This window comes from Acetobacter aceti (genome assembly GCF_002005445.1).
GTDB lineage: Bacteria > Pseudomonadota > Alphaproteobacteria > Acetobacterales > Acetobacteraceae > Acetobacter > Acetobacter aceti_B.
In genome coordinates, this window is sequence record NZ_CP014692.1 from 700157 (window position 1) to 724966 (window position 24810).

At 56.3% G+C, this 24810-nt stretch carries 21 protein-coding genes and 2 pseudogenes; 10 read left to right on the forward strand and 13 right to left on the reverse strand.

Features of this window, described 5'->3' with window-relative positions; genetic code table 11:
- Nucleotides 1-121: 121 nt before the first annotated feature.
- The 10 genes and pseudogenes from A0U92_RS03165 to A0U92_RS03210 all read right to left on the reverse strand — a co-directional run bounded on the left by A0U92_RS03165 (nucleotide 122) and on the right by A0U92_RS03210 (nucleotide 10782).
- Nucleotides 122-1282 (reverse strand): L-dopachrome tautomerase-related protein, encoded by a 1161-nt coding sequence (locus A0U92_RS03165; protein WP_077811965.1) that lies wholly within the window; start codon nucleotides 1280-1282, stop codon nucleotides 122-124.
- Nucleotides 1279-2343, reverse strand: coding sequence for an aldo/keto reductase (locus A0U92_RS03170; protein WP_077811966.1), 1065 nt, complete (start codon nucleotides 2341-2343; stop codon nucleotides 1279-1281). Before A0U92_RS03170 ends, A0U92_RS03165 begins: the two co-directional genes overlap by 4 nt.
- On the reverse strand, nucleotides 2343-3698 hold the full coding sequence (locus A0U92_RS03175) for an amidohydrolase family protein (RefSeq protein ID WP_077811967.1): 1356 nt from the start codon (nucleotides 3696-3698) through the stop codon (nucleotides 2343-2345). The genes A0U92_RS03170 and A0U92_RS03175 overlap by 1 nt, the downstream gene beginning before the upstream one ends.
- Nucleotides 3699-4162: 464 nt before the next feature.
- Nucleotides 4163-4867 (reverse strand): tetratricopeptide repeat protein, encoded by a 705-nt coding sequence (locus A0U92_RS03180; protein WP_077811968.1) that lies wholly within the window; start codon nucleotides 4865-4867, stop codon nucleotides 4163-4165.
- 813 nt (nucleotides 4868-5680) lie between these two features.
- Nucleotides 5681-6538, reverse strand: coding sequence for an ABC transporter ATP-binding protein (locus A0U92_RS03185; RefSeq protein WP_077814220.1), 858 nt, complete (start codon nucleotides 6536-6538; stop codon nucleotides 5681-5683).
- A pseudogene (locus A0U92_RS03190) lies at nucleotides 6538-7438 on the reverse strand (ABC transporter permease). The gene A0U92_RS03185 and the pseudogene A0U92_RS03190 overlap by 1 nt, the downstream one beginning before the upstream one ends.
- Nucleotides 7435-8496, reverse strand: a complete 1062-nt coding sequence (locus A0U92_RS03195) for an ABC transporter substrate-binding protein (RefSeq protein ID WP_077811969.1) — start codon at nucleotides 8494-8496, stop codon at nucleotides 7435-7437. Before A0U92_RS03195 ends, A0U92_RS03190 begins: the two are co-directional and overlap by 4 nt.
- The gene (locus tag A0U92_RS03200; protein WP_077811970.1) at nucleotides 8496-9056 is read right to left on the reverse strand and encodes a flavin reductase; all 561 of its coding nucleotides are present in this window, start codon (nucleotides 9054-9056) and stop codon (nucleotides 8496-8498) included. The genes A0U92_RS03195 and A0U92_RS03200 overlap by 1 nt, the downstream gene beginning before the upstream one ends.
- The gene (locus A0U92_RS03205; protein ID WP_077811971.1) at nucleotides 9046-9744 is read right to left on the reverse strand and encodes a peroxiredoxin-like family protein; all 699 of its coding nucleotides are present in this window, start codon (nucleotides 9742-9744) and stop codon (nucleotides 9046-9048) included. The genes A0U92_RS03200 and A0U92_RS03205 overlap by 11 nt, the downstream gene beginning before the upstream one ends.
- 96 nt (nucleotides 9745-9840) lie before the next feature.
- Nucleotides 9841-10782, reverse strand: coding sequence for a LysR substrate-binding domain-containing protein (locus A0U92_RS03210; RefSeq protein ID WP_077811972.1), 942 nt, complete (start codon nucleotides 10780-10782; stop codon nucleotides 9841-9843).
- Between the two features lie 154 nt (nucleotides 10783-10936).
- Between A0U92_RS03210 and A0U92_RS03215 the strand changes: the two genes are divergently transcribed.
- The 5 genes from A0U92_RS03215 to A0U92_RS03235 are packed head-to-tail and all read left to right on the forward strand — an operon-like array spanning nucleotide 10937 to nucleotide 16079.
- Nucleotides 10937-12028: an LLM class flavin-dependent oxidoreductase gene (locus A0U92_RS03215; protein ID WP_077811973.1), complete on the forward strand. Its 1092-nt coding sequence runs from the start codon at nucleotides 10937-10939 to the stop codon at nucleotides 12026-12028.
- A 7-nt stretch (nucleotides 12029-12035) separates the two neighbouring features.
- Entirely contained in the window at nucleotides 12036-13022 is a 987-nt protein-coding gene (locus A0U92_RS03220) for an NAD(P)-dependent oxidoreductase (protein ID WP_077811974.1), read from the forward strand.
- Between the two features lie 26 nt (nucleotides 13023-13048).
- The gene (locus A0U92_RS03225) at nucleotides 13049-13843 is read left to right on the forward strand and encodes a class II aldolase/adducin family protein (protein ID WP_077811975.1); all 795 of its coding nucleotides are present in this window, start codon (nucleotides 13049-13051) and stop codon (nucleotides 13841-13843) included.
- A gap of 23 nt (nucleotides 13844-13866) precedes the next feature.
- The gene (locus tag A0U92_RS03230) at nucleotides 13867-14466 is read left to right on the forward strand and encodes a cysteine dioxygenase family protein (protein ID WP_077811976.1); all 600 of its coding nucleotides are present in this window, start codon (nucleotides 13867-13869) and stop codon (nucleotides 14464-14466) included.
- Nucleotides 14463-16079 (forward strand): rhodanese-like domain-containing protein, encoded by a 1617-nt coding sequence (locus A0U92_RS03235; protein ID WP_077811977.1) that lies wholly within the window; start codon nucleotides 14463-14465, stop codon nucleotides 16077-16079. Before A0U92_RS03230 ends, A0U92_RS03235 begins: the two co-directional genes overlap by 4 nt.
- 237 nt (nucleotides 16080-16316) lie before the next feature.
- Here A0U92_RS03235 and A0U92_RS03240 read toward each other — a convergent pair whose 3' ends face one another.
- A complete protein-coding gene (locus tag A0U92_RS03240) occupies nucleotides 16317-18512 on the reverse strand; it encodes a TonB-dependent receptor (RefSeq protein ID WP_236748251.1) in 2196 nt (731 codons plus the stop codon).
- Between the two features lie 431 nt (nucleotides 18513-18943).
- Between A0U92_RS03240 and A0U92_RS03245 the strand changes: the two genes are divergently transcribed.
- Nucleotides 18944-19936, forward strand: a complete 993-nt coding sequence (locus A0U92_RS03245) for an ABC transporter substrate-binding protein (protein ID WP_077814221.1) — start codon at nucleotides 18944-18946, stop codon at nucleotides 19934-19936.
- Nucleotides 19937-20139: 203 nt separating this feature from the next.
- On the opposite strand, the gene A0U92_RS03250 is transcribed toward A0U92_RS03245, so the two are convergent.
- Nucleotides 20140-20874 carry an ABC transporter ATP-binding protein gene (locus A0U92_RS03250; protein WP_077811979.1) on the reverse strand — a complete coding sequence of 245 codons (735 nt, stop codon included), beginning with the start codon at nucleotides 20872-20874 and terminating at the stop codon, nucleotides 20140-20142.
- Nucleotides 20871-21605: an ABC transporter permease gene (locus A0U92_RS03255; protein ID WP_187668909.1), complete on the reverse strand. Its 735-nt coding sequence runs from the start codon at nucleotides 21603-21605 to the stop codon at nucleotides 20871-20873. The genes A0U92_RS03250 and A0U92_RS03255 overlap by 4 nt, the downstream gene beginning before the upstream one ends.
- 283 nt (nucleotides 21606-21888) lie before the next feature.
- Between A0U92_RS03255 and A0U92_RS03260 the strand changes: the two genes are divergently transcribed.
- From A0U92_RS03260 to A0U92_RS03270, 4 genes and pseudogenes are all read left to right on the forward strand, one after another.
- Nucleotides 21889-22863 (forward strand): ABC transporter substrate-binding protein, encoded by a 975-nt coding sequence (locus tag A0U92_RS03260; RefSeq protein WP_236748252.1) that lies wholly within the window; start codon nucleotides 21889-21891, stop codon nucleotides 22861-22863.
- 20 nt (nucleotides 22864-22883) lie between these two features.
- Nucleotides 22884-24041: an acyl-CoA dehydrogenase family protein gene (locus tag A0U92_RS03265; RefSeq protein ID WP_077811980.1), complete on the forward strand. Its 1158-nt coding sequence runs from the start codon at nucleotides 22884-22886 to the stop codon at nucleotides 24039-24041.
- 78 nt (nucleotides 24042-24119) lie between these two features.
- Nucleotides 24120-24281, forward strand: a complete 162-nt coding sequence (locus tag A0U92_RS18170) for a hypothetical protein (protein WP_236748253.1) — start codon at nucleotides 24120-24122, stop codon at nucleotides 24279-24281.
- A gap of 18 nt (nucleotides 24282-24299) precedes the next feature.
- Nucleotides 24300-24806: pseudogene (locus A0U92_RS03270) on the forward strand (RBBP9/YdeN family alpha/beta hydrolase); the annotation flags it as partial.
- Between the last annotated feature and the right edge of the window lie 4 nt (nucleotides 24807-24810).

Below are 24810 nucleotides of genomic sequence, written 5' to 3' on the forward strand. Positions count from 1 at the left end.
TAGGCAAGCTCATAGCCAAGACTGAGAAAGAGCGCAAGATAGAAAACGGTCACTCATGCACACTGGCGATTCTCAGTCCCGAAAGAGGCGATCAGATTCTCAATAGGGGGCATTATATCCCTCATTGCGATGAAGGAGGCGCAATAGGCACTTTCGCAACCAGAAAAGGCGGTTTGCGCAGATCATGGCCATCATGCAGGCGGGGCAGGCGGCTCCATTGGCCAAGAACGACATAGACATACCGGGAGTCCGCAAAGATTCCATCCGGCCATACAAATCTGGGATCGGTCGCAATCAGCTCAAATCCCCCATCCGGATTGCGCCGGAATATGGCGTCATGATCCGCTGCTGTGGTGTAAATGCGATTCCAGGGATCGGTAGCAAGACCATCGGCTGCGCCTTTCTCGCCTTCATCGACAACAAGCTGAGCGAGTTCCTCCGAGGTGACGGAAAAATCGGCCAGTTTCGCTGTGGGCAGGCTGTAGAGACGACGGCTCGCCAGTGGGGAGTAGTAGAGTGTCCGGGAGTCCGTGGAGAGCGTTATTCCATCCGCGCCGCCCGCCGGAAATGTCGGGTGTTGAGGATCATAATGCAGAACCCGTCCGTCAAGAACAGTCTGATACCCTTTGTCAGGCATTGTGGAGACGTGTCCTGCCAGAACTCTCCTCTGCTGACCTGTGGCAAGATCCACGACGACGAGCGCAGGATGACCACCGAAAGAACTGTCAGCGATGAACGCCGTGCCCTTCGCGCCATGTGTCAGATCGACGCGCAAGTCATTCATATGACTGTCGGGCAGGAGGGCGTCTTTCAGGATCACGCTGGCGATGATCTGACCTGTTGCCGGATTGATGCCGACAACTTTCGCACCGCCCGCGGGGATCGGGTGACCCTTGATTTTTCCGTCGTCAATGACCCAGATATTGCCCTGTGTATCCGTGGTCATGCCGTGCGGAGAGACAAGGCGGGACGCCGGGTCGCCCTGCATCGATTCCGAAAAAGCAAAGGAGGGGAAGGGGACCAGTTGTCCATCTCTCCATTCGGCCAGCACCGGTCCCGCATGATCGCCATCATGCTTGGGGAAGGTCAGGAAAAGACGATTATTGACGACAGCGATGCCAGATGGATCCGGGGCTGAGAGGGAAGCGACAATCTCGACTTTGCCGCTGGCGCCAAAGGCTGGATCCAGATTGCTGGTGATCGCAGGCGCCGCGCCCTGTGCGGCGGAAATCGCGGTGACGCAGACCGCACCGGCAATGAGATGAGGGATCAGTTTTTTCATTTTTCTAAAAACGGCTTGAGAAGAACGAGGTCAGCCTCGGAAAGACGATCAGATGCCGTCGAGACCTGATGCCAGTAGGGATAAATCAATGGCGGGCGACTGACGGTTTCAAGTTTTGCGATATCATCTTCATGCAGCACAAGAGAGGCAGATTTCAGATTGTCGGTGAGCTGCGTTTCGGTGCGCGCTCCGATAACCAGACTGTGCACGCCCGGTCGGGTCAGAAGCCAGGCAAGGGCGACCTGCGCGGGAGAAGCACCATCATAATGGGTCGCGACCTCGATGAGAACTTCAACGATGTCATAAAGAGCTTCCACATCGCGGACCGGAGGTTCACTCCACTGCGCCGCCTTGCGCGTGCCTTCGGGTTCAGGTTTGCCGCGTCGATATTTGCCACTGAGAAGACCGCCGGCCAGCGGTGACCAGATTACCGCATCCACACCCTGATCAGCGGCGATCGGCAGCAGCTCATACTCGGCTTCACGAGCCTGCAACGTATAGTGAATCTGCTGCGCGACGGGACGGACAGTGTTGTTCTTCTCTGCTGCGGCAAGCAGTTTCATGATGTGCCAGCCGGAGAAATTGGAAACCCCGACATAACCGATCTTGCCGGAAGCCTGAAGATGGTCGAGCGCGGCAAGGATTTCATCCACCGGCGTCAGACCATCCCATTCATGGCACCAGTAAAGTTCGATGTGATCCGTGCGGAGGCGTTGCAGGCTGGCTTCACAGGCTCTGATCAGATGATGCCGTGACAGGCCGCGGTCGTTCGGTCCTTTGTCACCTGTCGGGAAACGCGCCTTCGTTGCGAGCATGACGCGATTGCGCCGAACGCTATCCAGAGCTTCACCAATGATGTCCTCGGAGGTGCCGTCAGAATAGATATCGGCCGTATCAAGCATGTTCACGCCCGCATCGAGCGCCATGTCGATCTGGCGCCTTGCTCCATTCAGGTCGGTATTTCCGGTTTTGGCGAATTCGCCTTTCCCTCCGAATGTCATCGTGCCGAGAATCAGCGTTGAGACTTTCAGGCCGGACCGACCAAGAAGACGGTATTCCATCAGTTCTTTCCTTCTGAATTCAGCGGAATCGGACCAGCCGTGGCTGTTCCGTTTTCCCATGTTTCCACAATCCTGTCGGTATCTCCGATAGTGACTGCGGGGTTTCCTGAGACCACCAGAAGATCGGCGCGCTTTCCGGCCGCAATGACGCCCCGATCAGACAGATGCAGCAGATCGGCAGCATTCTGTGTGGCGATATGAATGGCGGTGAGCGGTGTCAGCCCAGCCTGAACAGTCAGGGCAAGCTCGCGATGTTCAGCCACACCGGGCACTCGCAGCGGCATGGCGCCACTGTCTGTCCCGAAGCCGATTTTGACGCCCGCATCATACAGCGTCTTGAGATTTCGCAGATTCATTGCAAGGGACGTGCGGGCAAAGTCCGCCTGCTTGCCGGTCGTGTGTTTCTGCTGCCAGGCCGGGTCGCTCACCTGCTGAAGAAGAGGCATCGACAGCCCGGCAAGAGTGAAGGGGGTTTTGGTCCAGGGAGCCTGATCGGCCCATGCGATGCTGGCTTCGTCGAGTTGCAGGGTCGCGATGTACCAGATCCCGCCGGATTTCAGCTTTTCGATCAGAGCGGCGGGGACGGGTTTATCCCGAATGCCGTGGGCGAGAATATCCACGCCGGCCGCAATAACGTGCTCGGCGTCGTCGAGATCATGGATATGTGCTGCGACACGCAGGTGACGCTTGTGGGATTCATCCACGACAGCGGAGATAATGTCCGGAGACATTTTCACAGGCAGGGCGCCATCAAAATCATCCACCCAGATCTTGATCAGATCAGTGCCCTCATCCGCCATTGTATCTACATTTTGGCGGGCTTCGTTCGGGGTTTTCGGGCGAAACAGCTGATCAGCCGCGACATTGACCGGGGGGGCTCCCTTGGGGACGCCGATGCCCTGATCCACGCCGAAAAGATCAGCGGGCGTCTTCCCTGCATGGGCTTCCCGTCGCAGGGGATCGAACACATCGGGCGCGTTGTTGCCGAGGGCCGTGATGGTCGTCACACCGTAACGGCGATACTGCTCAAGTTCCGAGATAATGATGGGGCGGGTATAAAATTGTGAGCCCGTTGTCACGCCTTCATATTGTCCGACATGACTGTGATCGGAGATAATGCCAGGCAGGACAGTGTCACCGGTACGATCCAGAATTTTGGCATGGCGAGGAATGCTGATGTTTTTTCCGGCCGCCAGAATGCGGTCGCCCTGTATGACAAGTGTGGCGTCTTCAATGGGCGGGGATACCGTGCCGTCGATGATACGGATATGCGTCAGGGCTGTAATGGACACAGGGGCTGCGAGAGCAGGCGCAGAGAACAGAAATGCTGCTGTGGTCAGAAGAAAACGTCTCATTGCGAGCTCCGTGCTTTTCTACTCAACGATGCAAGAGTTGAAGTCGTTCCATAGCGGGGTGAATGGGAAGGAGGCGTCAGGTCTGGCTGCAGTCGTGGAGATGCCTGTGGCAGAACCTAAAAAAGCGCTTTATGGTGAAGTTGCCTGATTTCACCGGGAATGATGGCCATGGTTTCTGTTTTTACTGATCAGTGAAAGAGTTTGCGAAGGGTGTCCCACCCTTTTCTGGTTTGCCCATGATAGGGACGTGAGGTGTGGGGGCAAGCAGGTCGCTGTCACTTTTTGGTTAGCGACCCAGGACGCAATCTCGCGAGGCGGATTTTTATGTCACGAACTTGCTTTAGCGAGTTGATTTGAGAGCTATTATGGTGTAAATTATAATAAAATAAATTTTATTCTTGTTTTCTTTGATGTTTTTGTTTCGTATATTTAATGTTTGTATTTCGATGACGCGATTTTTATTGTCATGTCCGCTTGCTCTTGTCGCCAGAGTGGAGCGACCAGAAGTCTGAAAGTCTGTTAAACTTAACCAGAGCTGCATCTGGAGGCAGGTAGGTGAGCAGCATGGTTTTCGCTTCATCTATGCGGCCTGCCGCGATAAGGAGCAGGGCGTAATTTTCCCGCGTTCTCGGCTCTGCGTCCCCTGTAACGGCATAAGGCTTGATAATGGCCAGACCTTTAGGGATATTTCCTGACAGGCCGAGGGAAAGACCGAGATTAACTTCAGGTGATACCATGCCGGGGTCAATCTGGATGGCCTGTTTATATGCGTTCTGCGCTTCAGTATAACGTCCGTTCAAATCCAGGGAGACCCCGTAATCATCTACGATCTGAGGGTCGTCAGGATAGAGTTTGACCATGTTTTCCAGAATGGTAAGCGCTGTTTCCGGCTTGCGTCGCATGTATATTTTGGCAAGACCCATCCATCCGTCTTTGGAATCATGATTGATCGCAATAACTTTTTTATAAAATTCTATAGCCGCTGTCTCCCTGCCGAGCGCTTCATGCGTTCTGGCAAGCCTCAAAAGAATAGACGGTGTATTGGGATAGCGCTGGTTCAGTTCGGTCAGTTGAGGAAGCGTATTTTCCACCTCGCCATTTTTCAGTTCAATGTCAGCAACGGATAGCTGCCTATCCAGCGTTGCAGGCGGATGAGAGCATCCCGCCATCAACAGACATCCGATAAGAGCTGCATGGCCCGTTAATGGTTTCAACTGAATAACCCTTTGACTTAAAGCTTTTTGATAAAGTTTGCAGGTCAAATTAGCGGGGAAATGTCAACCACTTGTAAACAAACACACGTGTTTCGGTATGATATTGGGAGACTGGAGGGTTTCCTGATCGAGACAGGTTTTTGCGTCTCGCATAATGAGAAAGCGATCTGAATTTGAGGGGTGTAATCCAGAGAGGAAATGCGTTTCGAATTTCATCCCATAATATTCATATGAATATTATGGGTAAACCCTGTAAGCCAAAATGCCATGCAAAGAGGGCGGCCCGTACGGCATTCGAACCCGTATTGCCGCCGTGAAAGGGCGGCCCGAAAGCCGGGACTTCTGCCAGATTATCGTATAAATTGTTGATTGAAATCCAATAACCTTCACCTGATTCCACTCGGTTTCACCGGAGTTCACCCGTCAGATTGGCTCATATCACTTCTGTCGGCAAGGGGTGATCATGGATCAGCAATGTCGCAATCACGCAGAACATGCTCGCGGCGATATGGCGACGACAGACATCACATGAGAAATGCAGCCAAACTATAGGGCGGCCCACGTGTCTGCTTCTGGAATGATGGTCCAGAGAAGTATGCTTGGCTGAGGCGTTGGCTGGTGAATTTCATGCTATAGCTGTTGGAGATTATCGCGTATCTCAGATGCAAGGTAATTCCATGGTAACCAAGCTGCGGATGAGAGCATGATCAACGGTCGTCGATCGGCTCGCGGCACACCCGTCTGGTCCAGCATCAGTTTTTGGCCACATCAGGCCCCAGTCTGGTGTAGACTTCCTGCGGCTGCACTCCCCAAATGACGGTCATGAGAGTTTATCGAACTGCCTGAAAACGGGGCCACCTCTCTATATCCCAGTTGCGACAAGATCTCCTGTCGCAATTTCAAAAAACAGGGATCATCCCTGTGGCGGTGAAAGGGCGCATTCACGCGGATATCGGACAGGATACGCGAGTGGTTCGTGCCGCCCAGAACTATTACGCGTGTCGCCAGAAAGAGGGCTTCATCGACATCGTGAGTGACCATGATCGCGGTGAAATCACGCTCTCTCCACAGCCTGTGCAATTCCGTCTGCATCGTGAGACGTGTCAGGGCGTCCAGCTTTCCCAGCGGTTCGTCAAGAATGAGCATTCGTGGATGGTTAACCAGCGCCCGCGCCAGTGCCGTACGCTGGGCCATGCCGCCTGAAAGCTGATGCGGCCACGCTTTTTCAAAACCGCTCAGACCGACAAGACGAATAGCTTCATCAACCGCCTGATCATTTCTCTTTCCGGAAATGTCCTGTGAGAGCGCGACATTCTGTCTTACAGTCCGCCATGGATAGAGCGTCGGGTCCTGAAACATCACGATACGATCCGGCCCCGGTCCGGTGACGGGCCTGCCGTCCACCTCGATCCAGCCCGCAGCCGGTTTCTCCAGCCCGGAGATCAGGCGCAGCAGGGTCGACTTGCCGCACCCTGACGGGCCCAGAAGGGCGACAAACTCTCCTGCCTCCACGTTCAGATTCATTTCGTGAATGATCGGACGGTAAGCGCCGTCAATCTGATAGCCGTGTTCTACCCCGCGCACATGCAGGGCCAGTTCCTCACCCGGCGCTTTTGACTGAGCCATCACCATTTGAGACCATCCTTCTGCCAGACAAGCAGCCTGTCACGCACACGGAAGAGCAGCGTGATCAGACCCGTGCACATGACCGACATCACCACGAGGGCCGCATACATATTGGGATAGGCGGCCCATCCCTGCGCCCACTGCATGTAGAAGCCAAGGCCAGCCTTCACGCCCAGCATTTCAGCCACCACCAGCATGGCGAAGGAGGCGCCAAGCCCCATGAACAGACCGACGAAAATCTGCGGCAGGGCGGCAGGCAGCGCCACATGGAAGACAAGAAACCGCTCCTTCGCGCCCATGGTGCGGGCCACGTCATGAAAGGCCGGGTCCACGGCTGAGATGCCGGACCAGGTCAGAACCGCGACAGGAAAAGCAGAGGCCAGCATCATCAGGGCTTCACCGGCGACCCAGCTTGACGGGATCATCACGAAGGCCAGCGGCAGAAGCGCGACCGGGGGAAGGGGGCCGATCATGCGCAGGATGGGGTGCGCCCAGTAACGGAACCGTAGTGACCTTCCCAGTCCGATCCCCACGGCAATGCCGATGAATGACCCCAGACCATAGCCCACGAGCAGCAGTCCGAGTGAATGAAGCAGTGAGTTGCCGAGGCGCGACCAGTCCGTGAGGAAAACATCGAGAAGATCCTGTGGTGTGCCAAAGAAAGGACGGGGCAGCAGAAGCAGTTTTGCCTGCGCCACTTCCCACGCGCCAAGCCCCAGACCGAGCGCCACCGCCCATGCCGCGCGTTCCCGGAGCAGTTTCAGGGCTGCACCGCCCAGTCAGCAGCGCGGCAAGCAGCCACACCGGTCCTGCAAGCCACGCGACCGGCGACACCCGCACAGCAGTCTTCTGGCGGGTAGCTGCTGAATCCATCCCGAAGGTCGCCTCCACCCCGCTCATGATGCAAACAGATCCTGCGTGACACGCGCGGCGTAACGGGTTGTGTCGAGCGACGGCCGGAACACACCGATTCCTTTCAGAGCTTCGGCATAACGCACGATCTCATCACGGAAAGAACCGGCAAGTGTCTGGTGATGGTGCCCCTGAATGCGGATCATTTCGGCCAGATCCTTCGCCGGAACCTTGGGAGCAAAAGGCTGGAATATTCTGCCGGCTTCATCGGGGTTGCAGGCGAGCCACGCTCCCGCATCCATGATCGCACGGGTGACAGCCCGCGCCACATCCGGTTCATCGCGCACAAGACTGCCTCGCAGTCCGATGACGCAGCAGGCGGTATGCGCCCATGTGCCGGTCATGTTGCTGTCGATGTCGCGTAGATTGAACTGTTTCTTCTGCATCCAACTGACAGGATCGGCATCCGAAATGGCCTGTACTTCGCCGCGCTGGAGAGCCAGCGGCAGCAGGTCCGGAGGAAAGGCACGCCACGAGACGTCCGTTTCCGGGTCCACTCCCACCTCTTTCAGCCGAATGGAGAAGAAATTGCGATCCGGCCCTCCCATGTCGGTCACACCAACCGTCTTGCCTTTCAGGTCGGTCAAAGAGCGGATCGCACTGTCGTGCGTCGTCATCAGATACAGGCAGCCCGCGTGAAGACCGGCCACGAGCTTGACGTCGAAGCCCTGCTGTAGCGGCTTGAGCCACCTCAGCGCCATGCCGGGCGCGCCATCCGCCTTGCCCGTGGCCAGCGCTTCCAGAAGCTGGTCGGTCGCGCCACCGAAATTCACGTAATCCACTTCGATATTGTGGCGTGCGAAAAAACCTTTTTCCTTCGCCACAGGTACGGCGATCGTGCAGACCGAATTCTCGTTCCACGCGATCGTCAGCCTGCGAGGCGTGGCAAGCGGCTTGATCGCGCCAGTGATCGCCGCCGCGCATGGCTCCGTATGTCCCATGGCGTCCTGTGCATAAAGCGGACGGGAGGCGAGAGCAGCCGCGCCCGCGCCGGACAGGAGTCCGCCCAGAAGTCGCCTGCGGGAAAAGGAGGAGCCGAATGTCATCAGACTGTGTCCCGAACTTTCAGAGATGCCGTGAGTGGCGCAAAAGGAAGGTGGTGAAAGGCTCGACCGCACCATGCAAGACCGGCGGCGATCGCATCGCTGATCACGATGTCGCGGACCGCGCAGAACAGCACGTCATGCGTTCCGGACCTGCGGATATCTTCGATCACACAGTCCAGCGTCACGGCCGCATCATCGAGAAGTGGCGCGCCGGTTTTGCCGACACGCCAGACGGCAGAGGCGAATTTCTCTTCGGGCGTACGGCGTGAACTGGCGAAAACGCCCGCCACATCATCATGTCCGCGACCAAGAACGCTGATCCCGACCACGCCATTGCGTTGGAACGCTTCATGAGAGCGATTACCGCGGTTGAGGCAGACGAGCACTGTCGGCGGCGTATCGCTCACGCTTGTCATGGCGGAGACGGTCAGTCCCTGACGCCCGGCTGGACCGTCGGTCGCCACCACCGTCACGGGCGCTCCGAGACGGCTCATGGCTTCCCGGAACAGCTCGGCCGGGACGGAGGACTGTCCATCAACCGCAATGCCGTCAGGCTGCATGGGAAGACTCTCCTTTTTCCAGCCCCAGCGCGGCCAGAACCCGGTCGCTCTCGGTGCGGTCCATCCAGTCGGGAGAGACGTCGGCAAAACGCACGACACGGCCTGGCCCGATGACGATTACGGCAGGCTTGGGAAGTTCCCATGTATTTTCAAGACCGTTCAGTGCTTCGCTCTTTCCGCCTTTTGCGAGCGCGCTCTGCCGGGATGGTTCATCGAATGTGTAGGTAAGACCCAGTGCGCGTGACAGTCTCAGTCCTGCATCGGTTGCGACCGGGAAAGGCAGATCATGGCGCGTGGCAATCTCGGAAAGAAGCGCTGTCGGCTGGGGAGAGATCGCCAGAAGGGGAACGCCTGACGCTTTCAGTTCAGGCCACAATGTATCGCGATAATGGGGAAGGGCGATATTACAGGCCGGACATCCGGCAAAGCGGAAGAACACCAGAACCGCTGGTCCTTTCGCGACCAGATCATCCAGTGACACCGTGCTTCCATCCACGACAGACAGCGCGAGCGGCGGCAGCACGTCTCCGACCTTTACGGCAGATGCGGCCTTGTCGTGATCGCGGATCAGTGTGGCCCGCTGATTGACGTTTACGGCCAGAGCCGCGGGCTCCCACGTGCGCTCGCGCTCTTCTTCCAGTTCCCGGAACTTGGCGCGGAGAGGGGCTACAGATGCGGATGACGTCATGAGAAACCTCGTTGCAGATATCGGTATGATCCGATCCTGCCGCGAAGACTTCCCTGTCTCATAAAGAGTTCTTGTCATCCATTCCTTGAACATTACTCAAGCGCCAGCCGCTGCTGCCAGCAGATCCCCGATATCGTTTGCTGCATCCCCGAGACGGTTGCGGCGGACGAGAATGGTTTCGATCTCCGGGACGGCGGGAAGAGCGTCACTTGTGATTGTGGGCAGCCCTTCAGCCGTGGCGAACCGGCGTGTACGGCAGCTCACACCAAGCCCACCACGGACCCCTGCCCGCATGGCCGGCAGATTGGGTGTTTCCAATACCAGCCGGTAGTCACGTCGTTCCTGTGTCAGAGCACTCAAAGCAGCGTCCCGAAAACGGCAGGGTGGCTCAAGAAGAACGAGCGGCACTTCGGACAACTCGGCGATGGCCGGATCTCCGATCCATGTCATGCGGTCATGTCCCACCACTTTCCATGTCGCGCCCGAACGGTCTCCATGCTGTCCAAGGCACAGAACGAGATCGAGTCGGGAGCGGTCGAACAGATCCAGAAGTTCCGCTGATCCACCAATCTGGATCACAAGGCGGGAGCGTGGATGCGCGAGACGAAACTGTCCCAGCACGTCCGGAAGAAGCGTGTCGGCAAAATCCTGCACCATGCCGACAGTAATGGGTTCCGGTTCCGAATCCTGACCGAGCGTGCGCATGATCCGGTCATTGAGAGCGAGGAGCTGGCGTGCGTAACCGACCAGCTCCTCGCCGATGGGCGTGAGGATCAGGCGGCGTCCATCGCGACGGAAAAGCTTCTGCTGGAGCACGTCTTCCAGACGCTTCATCTGCAGGCTGAGCGCGGACTGTGTCAGGAAAATCGTCTCGGTCGCCTGCGCCATGGAGCCAGCCTCCACGATCGCTACGAATGACCGAAGAAGCTCGCTCGGAACATTGCGCGCCATGCGCTGGGGCAGGGGAACGCTCAGATGAGAATCGGCGGGAGGGCCAGAGTTTGGTGGGCCAGGATAAGGCCGGGTGGACTGGGACATGACGGGCTCCGGTCTCGATCTCCGTTTAATGACCGGCTTGGCCATATTACGACGGATGAAGTGTGTATTGAGCATTCCTTGCTTGCTTTTTGTCAATTTTCAAGTGTTAATTTCAAAACAAACTATATTGAATAGTGATTTATGGGAGATGACTATGTCCGTTGAGTTCATTGGTTATATCGGCAGTCGCAATCACTCCGAGATCATCCCGCCGTCAGGCCCGGTCGTTGATCCGAAACATATCGAAACAGCCGCGAAAATTCATGAAAACGGTGGATTCGACCGTGTTCTGGTCGCCTTCCATTCCAATTCTCCGGAAAGCATTCTCATCGCCCAGCATGCGGCGTCCGTTGCGCCGGACCTCGGCCTTCTGATCGCCCATCGTCCCGGTTTCAATGCGCCGACCATCGTCGCTCGTCAGCTCGCCACGCTCGATAATCTCACGCGCGGACGTGTCGCCGTACATATCATCACTGGCGGTAGTGATTTGGAACTGCAGGCTGACGGCGATCACACGACCAAGGCGCAGCGCTATGCCCGCACCAGCGAATATCTCGACATTGTGCGGAAGGAATGGAGCGAGACCGCGCCGTTCGACTACAAGGGCGCGTTCTACGACGTCCGTGGCGCCAATTCGCTGATTCACCCCTACGATGAAGAGTCACTCCCCGTTTATTTCGGCGGCTCTTCGGAAGAGGCGATCGAAGTCGCCGGCAAACATGCTGATGTCTACGCCCTGTGGGGTGAAACCTATGAGCAGGTGGCCGAAACCGTCTCACGGGTCCGCGCGGCCGCCGCGAAACATGGCCGCTCGCCCCGTTTCTCCCTGTCGCTGCGGCCCATTCTCGCGGAAACGGAAGAAGCCGCATGGGCGCGCGCCGACCGTATTCTTGAAAAAGCACGTGATCTTCAGGGAACGACCGGATTTGTACGCAATGCTGATATTCCCAACGAAGGTTCGCGCCGCCTGCTGGCTGCTGCGGCGCAGGGCAGACGCCTCGACAAGAGGCTCTGGACCGGAATTGCGGAACTGACGGGCGCCAAGGGGAACTCCACCTCGCTTGTTGGCACGCCGCAGCAGGTTGCCGAAGCGCTCATCGATTATTACCGGCTCGGCATTTCCACGTTCCTGATCCGTGGGTTCGATCCGTTGCTTGATGCGTATGAATATGGTCGCGATCTGATCCCGCTGGTTCGTGAACTGGTGGCTGAAGAAGATAGCCGCCGCCTGACACGCGTGGCCTGAGCCGGTCATGTCCTTCCCGCGTGAACGTCCTGTGCTTCTTGATCAGATCGGCGGTCCCATCGCCGCCGTTCTGACCGACTACGCGCAGCAGGTGCGTGTGATCGAGGGCAACCGTGACAACGCCGAGCCATGGCAGACCGCTGGTGCGGACATTCTGTTGACCGGGCCTTCTCCTGCATGGGCGAAAGCGCCAGTGTCGCAGCCCGCCTCATGGCGGGATGGTCCACGCTGGGTTCAGATCGCGTCTGCCGGAATAGACAGTTTTCCGAAGTGGCTGACGGAGGGGCGGATCGTGACCTGCGGGCGTGGCGATGCCGCCACCCCGATTGCGGAATACGTGATCTCCGCCCTGCTGCATCATGAACGGCAGGTGGATGCGCTGCACCCGACAACGCCGCAGGAATGGACCGACGCCATCGCGCCTTTCCGGCAGAATCCCGTGACCGGCACTCTGCATGGACGCACGCTGGGTCTCGCGGGTTATGGCGCGATAGGGCGGGCCATCGCCTCTCGGGCCCGTGCATTCGGCATGCGTATCCGGGTGCTTCGCCGTGGTGCGTGGGCGGAAACAGACGAAGGCATCGAGCCTGTCTCTTCACTCAGTGAGCTTTTCCGGGAGGCCGACCATCTCATTCTGGCCATGCCGCTTACTTCCGAGACGCGTGGCGTCGTCAACGAAGACATCCTGCGTCATGCAAAGGAAGGATTGCATCTTGTCAATGTCGCCCGTGGGGCGCTTGTGAATCAGGACGCACTTTTACGTGCTCTGGATTCCGGTCGACCGGCCTTCGCCACGCTGGATGTCACCACGCCGGAGCCTCTTCCGGCCGGACATCCGTTCTACACGCATCCCCGTGTCCGGCTGACGCCTCATATCAGCTGGGTCGGGCCGGATGTCCGCGCCAATCTTGCGCAGCGTATCCGGACCAATCTCTCCCGTTTCCTCAGGAATGAACCTCTTCTCGATGTGATCGATCCAGAACGTGGCTACTGATCACAGCAGATTTAAGGACCGTGTCCATGAACGCCATTTCTCCCGTCACAGCTCCCAAGGCTCGTACTTTCCGGCTTGAACCCCGTCCACCGGCGGCATCGCATGAAGAAGAACGGCTGCATCGCAAACAGCGGCTGGCCGCCACGTTCCGTCTGTTCGGACGTTATGGTTTCGATCAGGGGCTGGCAGGTCATGTGACGGCGCGTGATCCGGAATTTCCCGATCAGTACTGGATCAATCCCCTGGGTGTGCATTTTTCGCAGATCCGCACGTCCAGCCTGCAACTTGTTGACCATGAGGGGAATATCCTGATTGGAAACCGTCCTATCAACACGGCAGGTTTTACCATTCACTCCGCGCTGCACAGGGCGCGTCCGGACGTGATTGCCGCGGCCCATACCCATTCCACTTACGGCAAAGCCTTTTCAGCTCTGGGTGTTCCCCTGTTGCCGCTGACACAGGATTCCTGCGCCTTTTACGAAGACCATGCCGTTTTCGATCCTTTTTCGGGAGTGGTTCTGGAAGACAGTGAGGGAGATCGTCTGGCCGAGACGCTGGGCGACCGGAGTGCGCTCATTCTCCAGAATCATGGCCTGTTGACAGTCGGCCATTCCGTGGAAACAGCCGCATGGCGTTTCATCTCCATGGACAATGCGGCTCATGCCCAGCTCCTCGCGCAGGCAGCGGGACCGCTGAAGCCGATTTCTCCTGAGATTGCCCGCAAGACGGCCGCGCAGGTCGGCACGGAGCAGGGAGGGTATTTCTCGTTTCAGCCTCTGTGGGACTGGATCGTAGCGCAGGAACCCGATCTTCTCGACTAATGTCCCCACGACAGGAGTGGCTTATGACCACGATTTCTTCTCTTCGTGATTTCATCGTTGATTTCACGAAACTGCACGATGCAGATATTGGCGCGCAGAGACTCCAGACAGAAGGCGCGAAGCTCCTCCACAGGCTGGTCTCCCATGACGACTGGCTGCCTGACGAGTTCGCTCAGCCCAATCCGGAACGATACAGCCAGTATCTCCTGCATTGCGATCCGCTGGAGCGCTTTTCAGTCGTCAGCTTTGTCTGGGGACCGGGTCAGAAAACCCCCCTGCACGATCATCGTGTATGGGGTCTGATCGGCATGCTGCGTGGGCGTGAGAGCGAGACACAGTACGTGCGCGACGAAACAGGTCACTTCCACGCCACGGAGACAACCTTTCTGGAACCGGGCGAAGTGGCGACTCTTGCTCCGGGTATCAATGACTATCACCTTGTGGCCAATGCGCTTGAGGCAGAAACGTCAATCTCCATTCATGTCTATGGCGCCAACATAGGCGGCGTATCCCGAGCTACTTACGATCCGGAAACCGGCACGGAGAAAACCTTCATCTCAGGTTATTCCAGCGAAGAGACACCCAATCTGTGGGATCGTTCCCGCGAAAGGCAGGCAGCATGAACGCGCTCTTCCCTTCTGACGCTGCGATAGCGGAAACCACCTCGGAAACCGTCCGTGAGCGGTTGCGCGCTGGTGAGGAAATTGCTCTTCTCGATGTGCGTGAAGAAGCATTTTTTGCAGACGGACACCCGCTTTTTGCCGTCAATCTTCCGCTGGGCCGTATCGAGGAACTGGTGACGGGACTCATCCCCCGGCAGACCGTTCCGGTCGTGGTGTATGACAATGGTGAAGGGCTTGCTCGCCCTGCCATCAAACTGCTCAGGCAACTGGGCTACACGGCTGTTTCAGCGCTTGCCGGAAATCTGGACGGCTGGCGTGCGTCTGGAGGTGAACTGTTTATCGACGTGAACGTGCCGTCCAAGGCGTTCGGCGAACTGGTCGAGCATGTCCGTCATACGCCGTCCCTGCCGGCGGAAGAGGTGCACGCCCGCATCGCGCGCGGCGATGATCTTGTTATCCTCGATGCGCGGCGCTTCGTGGAATACAACACGATGTCCATTCCCGGCGGTCGTTCCGTGCCTGGAGCGGAGCTCGCCCTTCGGGTGCGTGATATAGCGCCGTCACCGGACACCACGGTGATCGTGAATTGCGCTGGTCGCACACGTTCGATCATCGGTACGCAGTCACTGGTCAATGCAGAAATTCCCAACCCTGTTTTCGCCCTGCGCAACGGCACGATTGGCTGGACGCTGGCCGGGTTCGAGCTTGATCATGAGGCCAGTCGCAAGGCTCCTGATTTCACGGAGACGAATCACGCAAAAGCTCGACAGCGGGCGCAGGAACTCGCCGAGAAAACGGGTGTTGAGTTCATTACTCCTGTCCAGTTTAAGGAATTGGACAGCCGGACAGACCGTTCACTTTACCGGCTCGACGTGCGTTCACCGGAGGAATATGAGTCCGGGCATCTGGCTGGTTTTCGTTCCGCTCCCGGCGGTCAGCTGGTGCAGGCAACGGATGAATGGATCGGTGTGCGTCACGGCACGATCGTTCTGACGGACACGGATGGTGTTCGTTCCCGCATGACAGGCCACTGGCTACGCCAGCTTGGATGGAAGCATGTTTATGTTCTTGATGACTGGACGGGCCTGAAGCAGGAAACCGGTCCACAATCTGTTCTCCTGCCGCGTCCTCTTGCTGTCGTTCCTTCGATCTCGCCTGCTGATCTTCTGGCTCAGAATACAAAATCCAATCCGCACTTGATCCTTGACCTTGCCACCAGCCGGGCATTCAGGGCAGGGCATGTTCCCGGAGCTTTCTTTATTATTCCGACGGATCTGGTGGGACACTCCGACGTTCTCGGGTCGCGACGGATCGTTCTGACTTCTCCTGATGGTGTCGCTGCACGGATCGCGGCTCGGCGTCTCGTGGAAAACGGTGTTGAAGCACAAGTGCTGGAAGGTGGAACCGCAGCGTGGAAAGCCGCTGGTCAGGCGCTTGAAACGGGTCTGTCCAAAGAAAATACTCTTTCAGAGCCGGTCGATATCTACAAACGACCTTATGAGGGCACAGACAACGCGAGGGAAGCCATGCAGGCTTATCTCGACTGGGAGTTTGGTCTTGTCGCCCAGCTTGAACGCGACGGCACGCATGGCTTTTCAGTACTGGAAACATAGAACCCGTATTGTTCACACGGATTGAGAGAGGAGAAGCAGGTGGCTGCTTCTCCTTTTTTTGTTTGTGGGGTTTGATTTTTGTGCAAGCGGTCGATTTTGTGGAAATGAAAAATCTTCCGATAAAATGACGGTACAATGAATAAAATTCTGATTTATTAAGAAACTGCAAAATATTTTGGATATGCTGGAGCATCAGAGGCGCGTGGTTTCCATGTAACTCTGATGTTTTTTCACGCCTTACAATGTAAAGCGTGCAGTGACGTAAATCGTGCGTGGGTCTGTGTAATATCCTGAATAATAGATCGGAAGGCCCTTGCCTTGCGTAAAGCTGGTCCCTTGCAGATAGCGTCGATCCAGCAGGTTGCGTCCCTGCACCTGTAGCTGCCAGCGTTTGTCGGGACTGGTCCAGCTCATCATGGCGTTGACGTAGGTCTGAGCCGGAATCCGGTCCTGCCGGTTGGCCAGAGAAGTCGTGTGCAGATTGGTCTGAAAGGAAACATCGGCGCCGATTATGAATGTACCCGGTAAAGACACAGGAATATGATAGGTCAGGGAACCCGCATTCTGAAAACGGGGTGACCAGGGCAGGGGGGCTCCGGCATAAGGCGTCGTGTTGTAAAGACTGCCGTCTGCCAGAGCAATATGGGTGGCATTCCCTTTGAACTTGTCCAGAGACGAATAAAGATAGGAGGCGGTGTAGTGCAGATCGAGATCTTTTGTGATCTTGAAGAATGTTTCGATCTCGGCGCCTGCGGAATGACCTTTTCCCGCGTTGAACCGACGACTCAATCCTGAGGATGGATCAAGTGTTGTCAACTGGATATCATCAAACTGATTCCAGAACAGGGCGCCATTAAAGCGTACACGTCCGGGTAGCGGGTCGGTTTTAACCCCGACTTCGTAGGTCGTGACAATTTCTGGTTTGTAGGGGATGGATGCCTGAAGACTGCCTGTGGCTCCCGGAGACTGCGCACGGAAGTCGTAACCTGCCGATTTGCCGCCCTGCGAGATGGAAGCATATGTCATCAGGTTCGGACGCGCCTGCCAGGTGATCGCGCCTTTGGGCAGGAGCTGTGTCCAGCTCTTGTTGCCGGAAGCAGTCCACGCAATCCCGCCCTGCGGAGATGAGGACAGGAGTGTCGCGAGCTGGTTGGCCACTGTAGTAATATGATTGCCGCCTGCCAGATAACTCAGCGTTTCAGAGTTCGAATGATTCTCCCAGTTGAATCGCAATCCTGCTGTCAGAGTCACGGTCGGGCTCAGATGATAGTGCGCTTCTCCATACACGGCCCAGTTACGATTGAGCTGGTCGATGACTGCATTGACCGGCATATAGCGGATGTCGGCCGGATTGTTCGTCAGTGTGCCGTAGGAGTTGTTGGCATTGCGGTTTGTAAACCAGTCTTCATACAGGAAATAGGCGCCGACATTGAAATCGAGTCGGCCGTAATCACCATGCAGGCGCAGTTCTTCCGAATACATCCTGTCTTTGTAAGAGAGTTGCTGTGATCCACGGGAATAGATATCGCCGTAATTGTCATACATGCCCTTGTCGTCATATCCCCGGATGCCGGTGATTGAAAACAGGGTCAGATGTGGCGAGATGGTATAACGGACATTGCCGGTAAATCCGGCCTGTGTGTAGCTGTTTTTTGGAAAAGCCGGATTGTAGTTGCCGTATTTGTAGTAGTTCAACAGATTGCCGACACCACGGTTGGTGCTGCCATCCACAGTGCCGTCGAAGGCAAGCGTGATGTCCCAGTCTTCATTCGGCGTAAAGCGGAGTTTACCACGTGCCTGTGTGTAGTCGATATTGTTGGTGTCCTTGTTGACAGCATAGTTATGATCGATGCCGTCACGGGCATGATGGTCGAAGGCGATGCTGCCATAGAGCTTGTCTTTCAGGATTGCGCCACTTGCCGCCACCCCGACCTGCCATTCATTATAGGTGCCGTAGCCGGTCTGAACCACGACGCGCCTTTTGTTGGTCGGCACGATGGTATTGATGTGTACTGCACCTCCCTCAGACTGATGACCAATAGACGTGACAGGTCCACGATCAATCTGGATATTCTCCACATCGAGCAGTTCCTGCATGTTGCCCATATTGCGCGGCAGATAGACACCATCAATATAGGTGCCGACAGAGGGTTCACCTTGCGGGTCGATTTCTCCAATGCCGCGAATGAAGTAATTTATGACTGAATAACCGGGCATATTGTTGGGAATGTAGAGATTGGGTGTCAGGCGTGCGAGCTGTTTTGTGCTTTGTACCCCCAGACGATCAAGACGTTCCGCGGACATCAATGTCGCAGAAGACGGCGTTTTCTGAAGGACGGCATCCTTACGGGCCGTGCGATTTTTTCCTGTAACGCTTAGAGTCTCCGCCTGAGTTGATGCTCTTACGGCATGAGGCGTCTTGCTGCGACGCAATAACGGCCTCGATCCGGAAGTTACTTTTTCTGTATCCGGATGCAGGGTGTTCGGTGTCGCTGCAAAAACATCCTGTGCAGATCCGAAAAAAAGTGTTGCGCAGCATGTCGTCTGCAGGAGGATGGAGTGACGGAAACGTTTGTTTCCAAAGGACTCTGTCGAATGAACGCCATGACGAAAATACATTGCCGCTTCGGTCTCATTTGCAGGAGAATAAAACGTGAAGAATGTCTTGCATTTTTCACTTGTCTTGCATGTTCGCCAAAACTTCTTCCGCCGTCGATCAATTAATGTAAAAGAGACCGTTGATTCCGTCTCTTTATTATGGATTCACAATGCTCATTCATTTTTCAAGAATTTTTCATGATTGTGACGTGATAATTCATGAAAGGATGAATGCTGGTTGATTCATGGATTTGAACGGAGCGCACATGACATTCTTCACGGGACGCCTTTCCCGCCGCCGTTTTGGTCTTGGAGCGCTTTCTTCTCTTTGCAGTGCGCCACTTCTGACATCCCGCAGCCTTCATGCGGAGGAACTTGCATCCGTTACACTGCGTGTTGCGAGTTTTCGGGGAATGGATTCCACAATCCTTCCTGCTACCGGTCTTGCGGATTTTCCTTACAAGGTGGAATTCAGCGAGTTCAATTCAGGAAATCTTATTGCGCAGGCCATCAACGCTGATGCAATTGATGTGGGAGGGTGGAGCGAAATCCCACTGGCCTTCATTGCGGCCTCGGGCGCACGTGTGAAAGTGGTTGCTACCGTTGATGGACCGACAACTGACCAGGCGATTATTGTGCCGGCAAATTCTCCTGCCCGTTCATTCGCCGATCTGAAAAATCGCAAGATTGGATATATCCGTTCAACAACCGCTCATTACTTTCTGATCCACATGCTTGCGAAGGCGGGCCTCACTCTTGCCGACGTCACGCCTGTACCTTTGGGCATGAGCCAGGGTCTTACGGCGCTGAAGTCAGGCAGTCTCGATGCCTGGGCAACCTATGGTTATGTGATTCCCATGGTTGTGGGGGATGGCTCTGCACGTGTTCTGGAGAGTGCCGAAAATATCCTTTCAGGACATTACTTCATCGGGGCTAATCCTGTTCGGCTTCCCGATCCTGCCTTTCGATTGGCTGTTGCGGATTACATCAACCGTCTGGGAAAGGCTTACGCGCTTCTGACGCAGAACAAGAAAAAGTGGGCAAAGGTCATTTCTCCGGTTATTCAGATTCCGGAAACCATCGTGCTGAGCGATCTCAACGCGCAGAACCGTCCGTATCGTATACGCCCCTGGAACGAAGGCGATATCCGGAGTGCTCAGAATGTTGTCGATACCTTTATCGAGCAGCGCCTCATTTCTACACGTCCTGATCTGAAATCTGTTTTTTCAAATGATCTGAGGCCGCTTCTCAAAGGGTAGGGCCTGGTAACAATGAGTATGATGGAAGCCTGAAACTGGGTGATGGCGGCCGGGACCATTCTGTGCGCGATAAAGGATCCAATCGGCGGAGTCCTTTTTGTCTGCGCTTGAGTTATTCACTCTTGATGATCTGGCGAACTCAAATGACGGGTTAATGGCTTCGCCCGACCGTCAGGATAAAAGATTTCCGCTTTGAGTTCGCTCTATTCGTCAACCCCCAGATGTTTCAGAAGTGTTGAGCGCAACTGCACAAAAGCAGGATCGTAATGGCGTCGTGGGTGCGGAAGCGAAATACGCAATTCTGCCCGGATGCGGCCTTCTTCAAGCACGACAGCCCGATCCGCCAGCAGAAGCGCTTCGTCCACATCATGCGTTACCAGCAGGACGGCGCTTTTGTGACGCTGCCAGAGGGACGACACCAGATCCTGCATGTGCAGGCGTGTCAGCGCGTCCAGTGCGGCAAATGGTTCATCCAGCATCAGGAATTTTGGTTCCCGAATGAGCGCACGCGCCAGCGCTGCACGCTGGGCTTCTCCTCCGGACAAGGTCAGTGGCCACGCATCCGTGCGGTGCCCAAGTCCCACTTCTTCGAGAACCTTGCGTGCGTCAGAGCGTGTTGCGCCGGTTTTCCCAAGCATGACGTTCTGCCAGACTTTTTTCCATGGCAGGAGACGACTTTCCTGAAACACCACGGCGGATTCCTGCGGGCATGAAATCTGCCCCTCCCTGACGGGGTCGAGGCCAGACAGGGCGCGCAGTAACGTCGATTTGCCCGAACCGCTCCGGCCAAGCAGGGCGACAAACTCGCCCTGGGCAATATCCAGATTCAGTTTGTCCAGTACGGGAGAACCGTTTCCGAAACGACGGCTCAGGCCGCGCACACTGACTGCCGGCTGGAGATCAGTGGCGACTGTGGCCAGAGGAGATATGTAGTTCATCCGATGTTTCCCGTCCGCTGGATGTGGAGAGGACGCCAGACCAGCGCCCGGTGTTCCAGCATCCGGACGCACTGATCAGAGATCAGTCCGAGAAGACCATAGATGGCAAGACCCACGAATATGATGTCGGTGCGGAGGAAATCCTGTGCATCCATCATCATGTGTCCGATGCCGCTGTCGGCGTTGACCTGTTCGGCCACGACAAGCATCAGCCATGAAATGCCGACCGCAAAGCGGATGCCGACCAGCAGATCGGGCAACGCACCGGGCAGGATCACGTCACGGATCGTCTGACTGCGTGACAGGCGCAGGGTGCGTGTCATTTCCAGCAGTTTGGGGTCGATCGAACGGATGCCTTTGTGCAGGTTGAGATAGATAGGGAATGTGGAACCAAGAGCCACGAGAAGGATCTTCGGCGTTTCTCCGATGCCGAACCAGAGAATGAAGAGAGGCACAAGCGCCAGAACGGGCAGGGTACGAAAAATCTGGAGAGGCGCGTCCACGATATTTTCACCAAGCCGGGACAGGCCGGAAATCAGGGCGAGACCGATTCCCACCACCACAGCCAGAGAAAGGCCCGCAACAGCGCGGAGAAGGGAGACACCCATATTGGTCGAAAGCGTGCCGTCCTGAACAAGAGTCCAGCCTGTTCCCAGTATCTGGACAGGAGATGCGACCAGTCTGGTGGAAAGCAGTCCCGTGGAGCAGGCGGCCTGCCAGCACAGGATCATCAGGAGAGGAGAAAGGTAGCGGCCGAAGTTCCGGTAAGGCAGTCTGCTGAGCCATTTTCTTCTGGAAGGAGAAAACGTGGCGACAGAAGGGATTGCAAACCGGGATACGGAAGAGGCGTCGCTATGCTGGACTGCGCCTGACATGGCCTGATGACTCCACGTTGTTGTTTTCAATGAGAGCATACTTTCATATTTGCACTTTCATATAAGGTGAATTATTTTCATATCACGTATTTGCGTGATTTGATTGAATTGTGCGACATGAAGTGGTGGTTTCTCGGGAATGAAGCAGATAGTGTCAGGCCGCCGGTTCAAGGCGTTTCATCTTTGCATCGTGACAGGCATGCTGACGCTTGCTCTGGACGCAACTCCTGTCGCCTCGGCCTGGGCTGAGGACGAACTGGTGGTCGCGGACCAGAAGGGGCAGCAGAAAGCCCTGATGCAGGCGTCTGGCGTGGACAAGGACGTGCCCTATCATATCCGCTGGGTGGAGTTTGAAGCTGCTGCGCCGCTTCTTCAGGCGCTCGGAGCCGGCGCGGTGGACACGGGAATTGCCGGGGACGGCCCCTTCATCTTCGCGTGGGGAGCAGGTCTATCCATTCGGGCAGCGTGGTTGATTCCTCCCCGTGGAGGTGGCAAGGCGACTGCGGTGGTTGCGCCAGAAGGATCTTCCATCACCAGTGCGGCTCAGTTGTCGGGCAAAAGAATTGCCACCGGGCGAGGGTCCATTGGTCATCTTCTCCTGCTACGTCTGCTCGCTACGGGTGCCATTCCGGTGCCAGCGCCAGAAATTGTTTTTCTGCTTCCTGCACAGGCAAAGGCGGCGCTCGATACCCAGCGTGTGGACGCATGGTCCACATGGGAGCCTTATGTCTCTCTCGCTGTTGTCTCCGGGCACGGACACGTTGTGGCTGACGCCGCTGACCTGATGCCGAACAACAGTTTCTTTGTGGCCAGCACGGATGCTCTGGCAAACAAACGCGCACATCTGGCGGATTTCTATCGACGCATGACGGCTGCTTACGGGTGGGGTGCCCGGCATCAGGCGGAGTATGCCCATATACTGGCCCGACAGACCGGAATTCCAGACGATGTGGCGGTCTCCGTTGCTGAAAAACTTATTGCCACTCCAGCTCCAGTGACATCTGATACCATCAGATCCGAAGCGTCTGTTGTCGCGACCTATCGGTCCGCCGGTTTTGTTACGCGATCGGATGCTTTCGATGAAGCTTTTGAGCAAAATCTGACATCACCCTGACGAAAGTGGATATTTTGATCATGGACGGATCACGGATTATCGAACCCATTCCGACTGAAGTTGAAGTGCCGGATGCGCTGGTCAGGCGCTTTGCTGAACGGGCAGCCGACCATGACCGTCGTGGTGAAATCGGATTCGATAATCTGGAAGATCTGCGCAAGGCCGGACTGCTTGCTCTGGCGGTACCCCGTAGCAAGGGAGGAGGTGGGATCACCCTGCGTCAGATTGCGCAAATCGTTGCCCGAGTGGCGGAAGGCGATCCATCTACGGCCCTGATTCTTGCCATGCAGTATCTTCAGACTCTGGGGATTGCCGCGTCCGGCACATGGCCAGAGGATGTACGGGAGGAAGTGTTTGAGTCCATCGTCCAGTCGGGTGCGCTGCTTAACGCCCTGCGTGTCGAGCCGGAACTCGGCACACCGGCGCGCGGCGGCATTCCCGCTACACGCGTGCGACGGGAGGGGGACCGCTGGCTGCTTTCCGGTCGCAAAATTTTTTCGACAGGCTCCTCAGCGCTGCATTGGGGTGTCGTCTGGGGCGCAACAGAAGATGAAACGCCGCGTATCGGGCAGATTCTGGTGCCGCTCGACTCTCCGGGAGTCCGGATTGAGAAAAGCTGGCATCAGTTGGGGATGAGAGCGACGGGCAGTGACACCATCATCTTTGAGGATGTCGAGGTTCCAGAGCGTTATCTCATCAATTTTCATGAGAGTGGCAGCAATCCTGAAACACCGATCCTCGCCACGGCGCATACGGCTGTCGTGGCGGGGCTGTATGATGCGGTGGCGCGCTCGGCACGGGACTGGCTGATCGGTTTTCTGAAAGAGCGCGTGCCTACGGCGCTGGGTCGTCCTCTTTCGACACTTCCGCGCTTTCACAGTGTTCTGGGTGAGATCGATGGGCTTCTTCTCACCAACAGCGCCTTGCTGGACAGTGCGTTTACAAAAATTGAGGATGAAACCATCACGCAGGTGGAAGCGGGACAGATCAAGCGTCTTGTAACCGAAAACGCCATTACTGCGGTTGCGCGGGCCGTAGAAGTGACAGGCAATCCCGGCCTCAGTCAGGACAATTCCCTGGAACGGCATTATCGGAATGTCCTGTGTGGACGCATTCATACACCACAGGCTGACGCTGTTCTCGAGGCAGCCGGACGAACGGTTTTTGAGGCCGGATGACCGGGAGAGGCCAGAAGCAGAAGAAAAGCCAGGGATGAACACAACAATGGAGTGATTTCCACCAGCAGGAGACCAGTCATGCAGATTTCCTCGTCTTTCGGTTCCGAAAAGTTTTTGTCGCATCCGGTTTCGTGGCTGGATGATGATACGGATGTGGAACTGAATGCCCTTATCCGGCGTCTGATGGTCTTTGATGTGCTGATCGTGCCGGGTCTTGACGGATCTGGCGAAGGTCATTGACAGTCACAGTGGCAAAAGTTTCTGATTCACCAAGGGGTGTTCGTACAATCCGTCGAACTGAATAACTGGATCATCCCGGATCTGATAACATGGAAAAAGACGCTGGAGTCGTCTGTTAATCTGTGCACACGGCCAGTGCTTGTTGTCGCCCATAGTCTGGGGGCGTTACTGACAGTACATTGTGCGGATCTGAAGATTGCGGGAGCGTTGCTGGTAGCGCCAGCGGATGCGGAGGAGGCTCGGGCATCGGATAGAATGCGGGTGAGAGGCTTTGCGCCGCTGCCACAGGCGAAAGTGCGTTGTCCATCCGTGCTGGTGACGAGTGACAATGATGAGTGGCTATCTCCGGCCCGTGCCCGGTTCATGGCGCATCGCTGGGGAGCCGAATTGTTTCCCGCTGGCAGGGTTGGTCATATCGGAAATCGGGAAAATCTTGGGATATGGCGGGAGGGGTTTCGCTCTCTGGAGAAACTGCTCGACCGGATCGACAATGAGCAGACAATATCAGAAGAGCACGAAGCCTGATGAA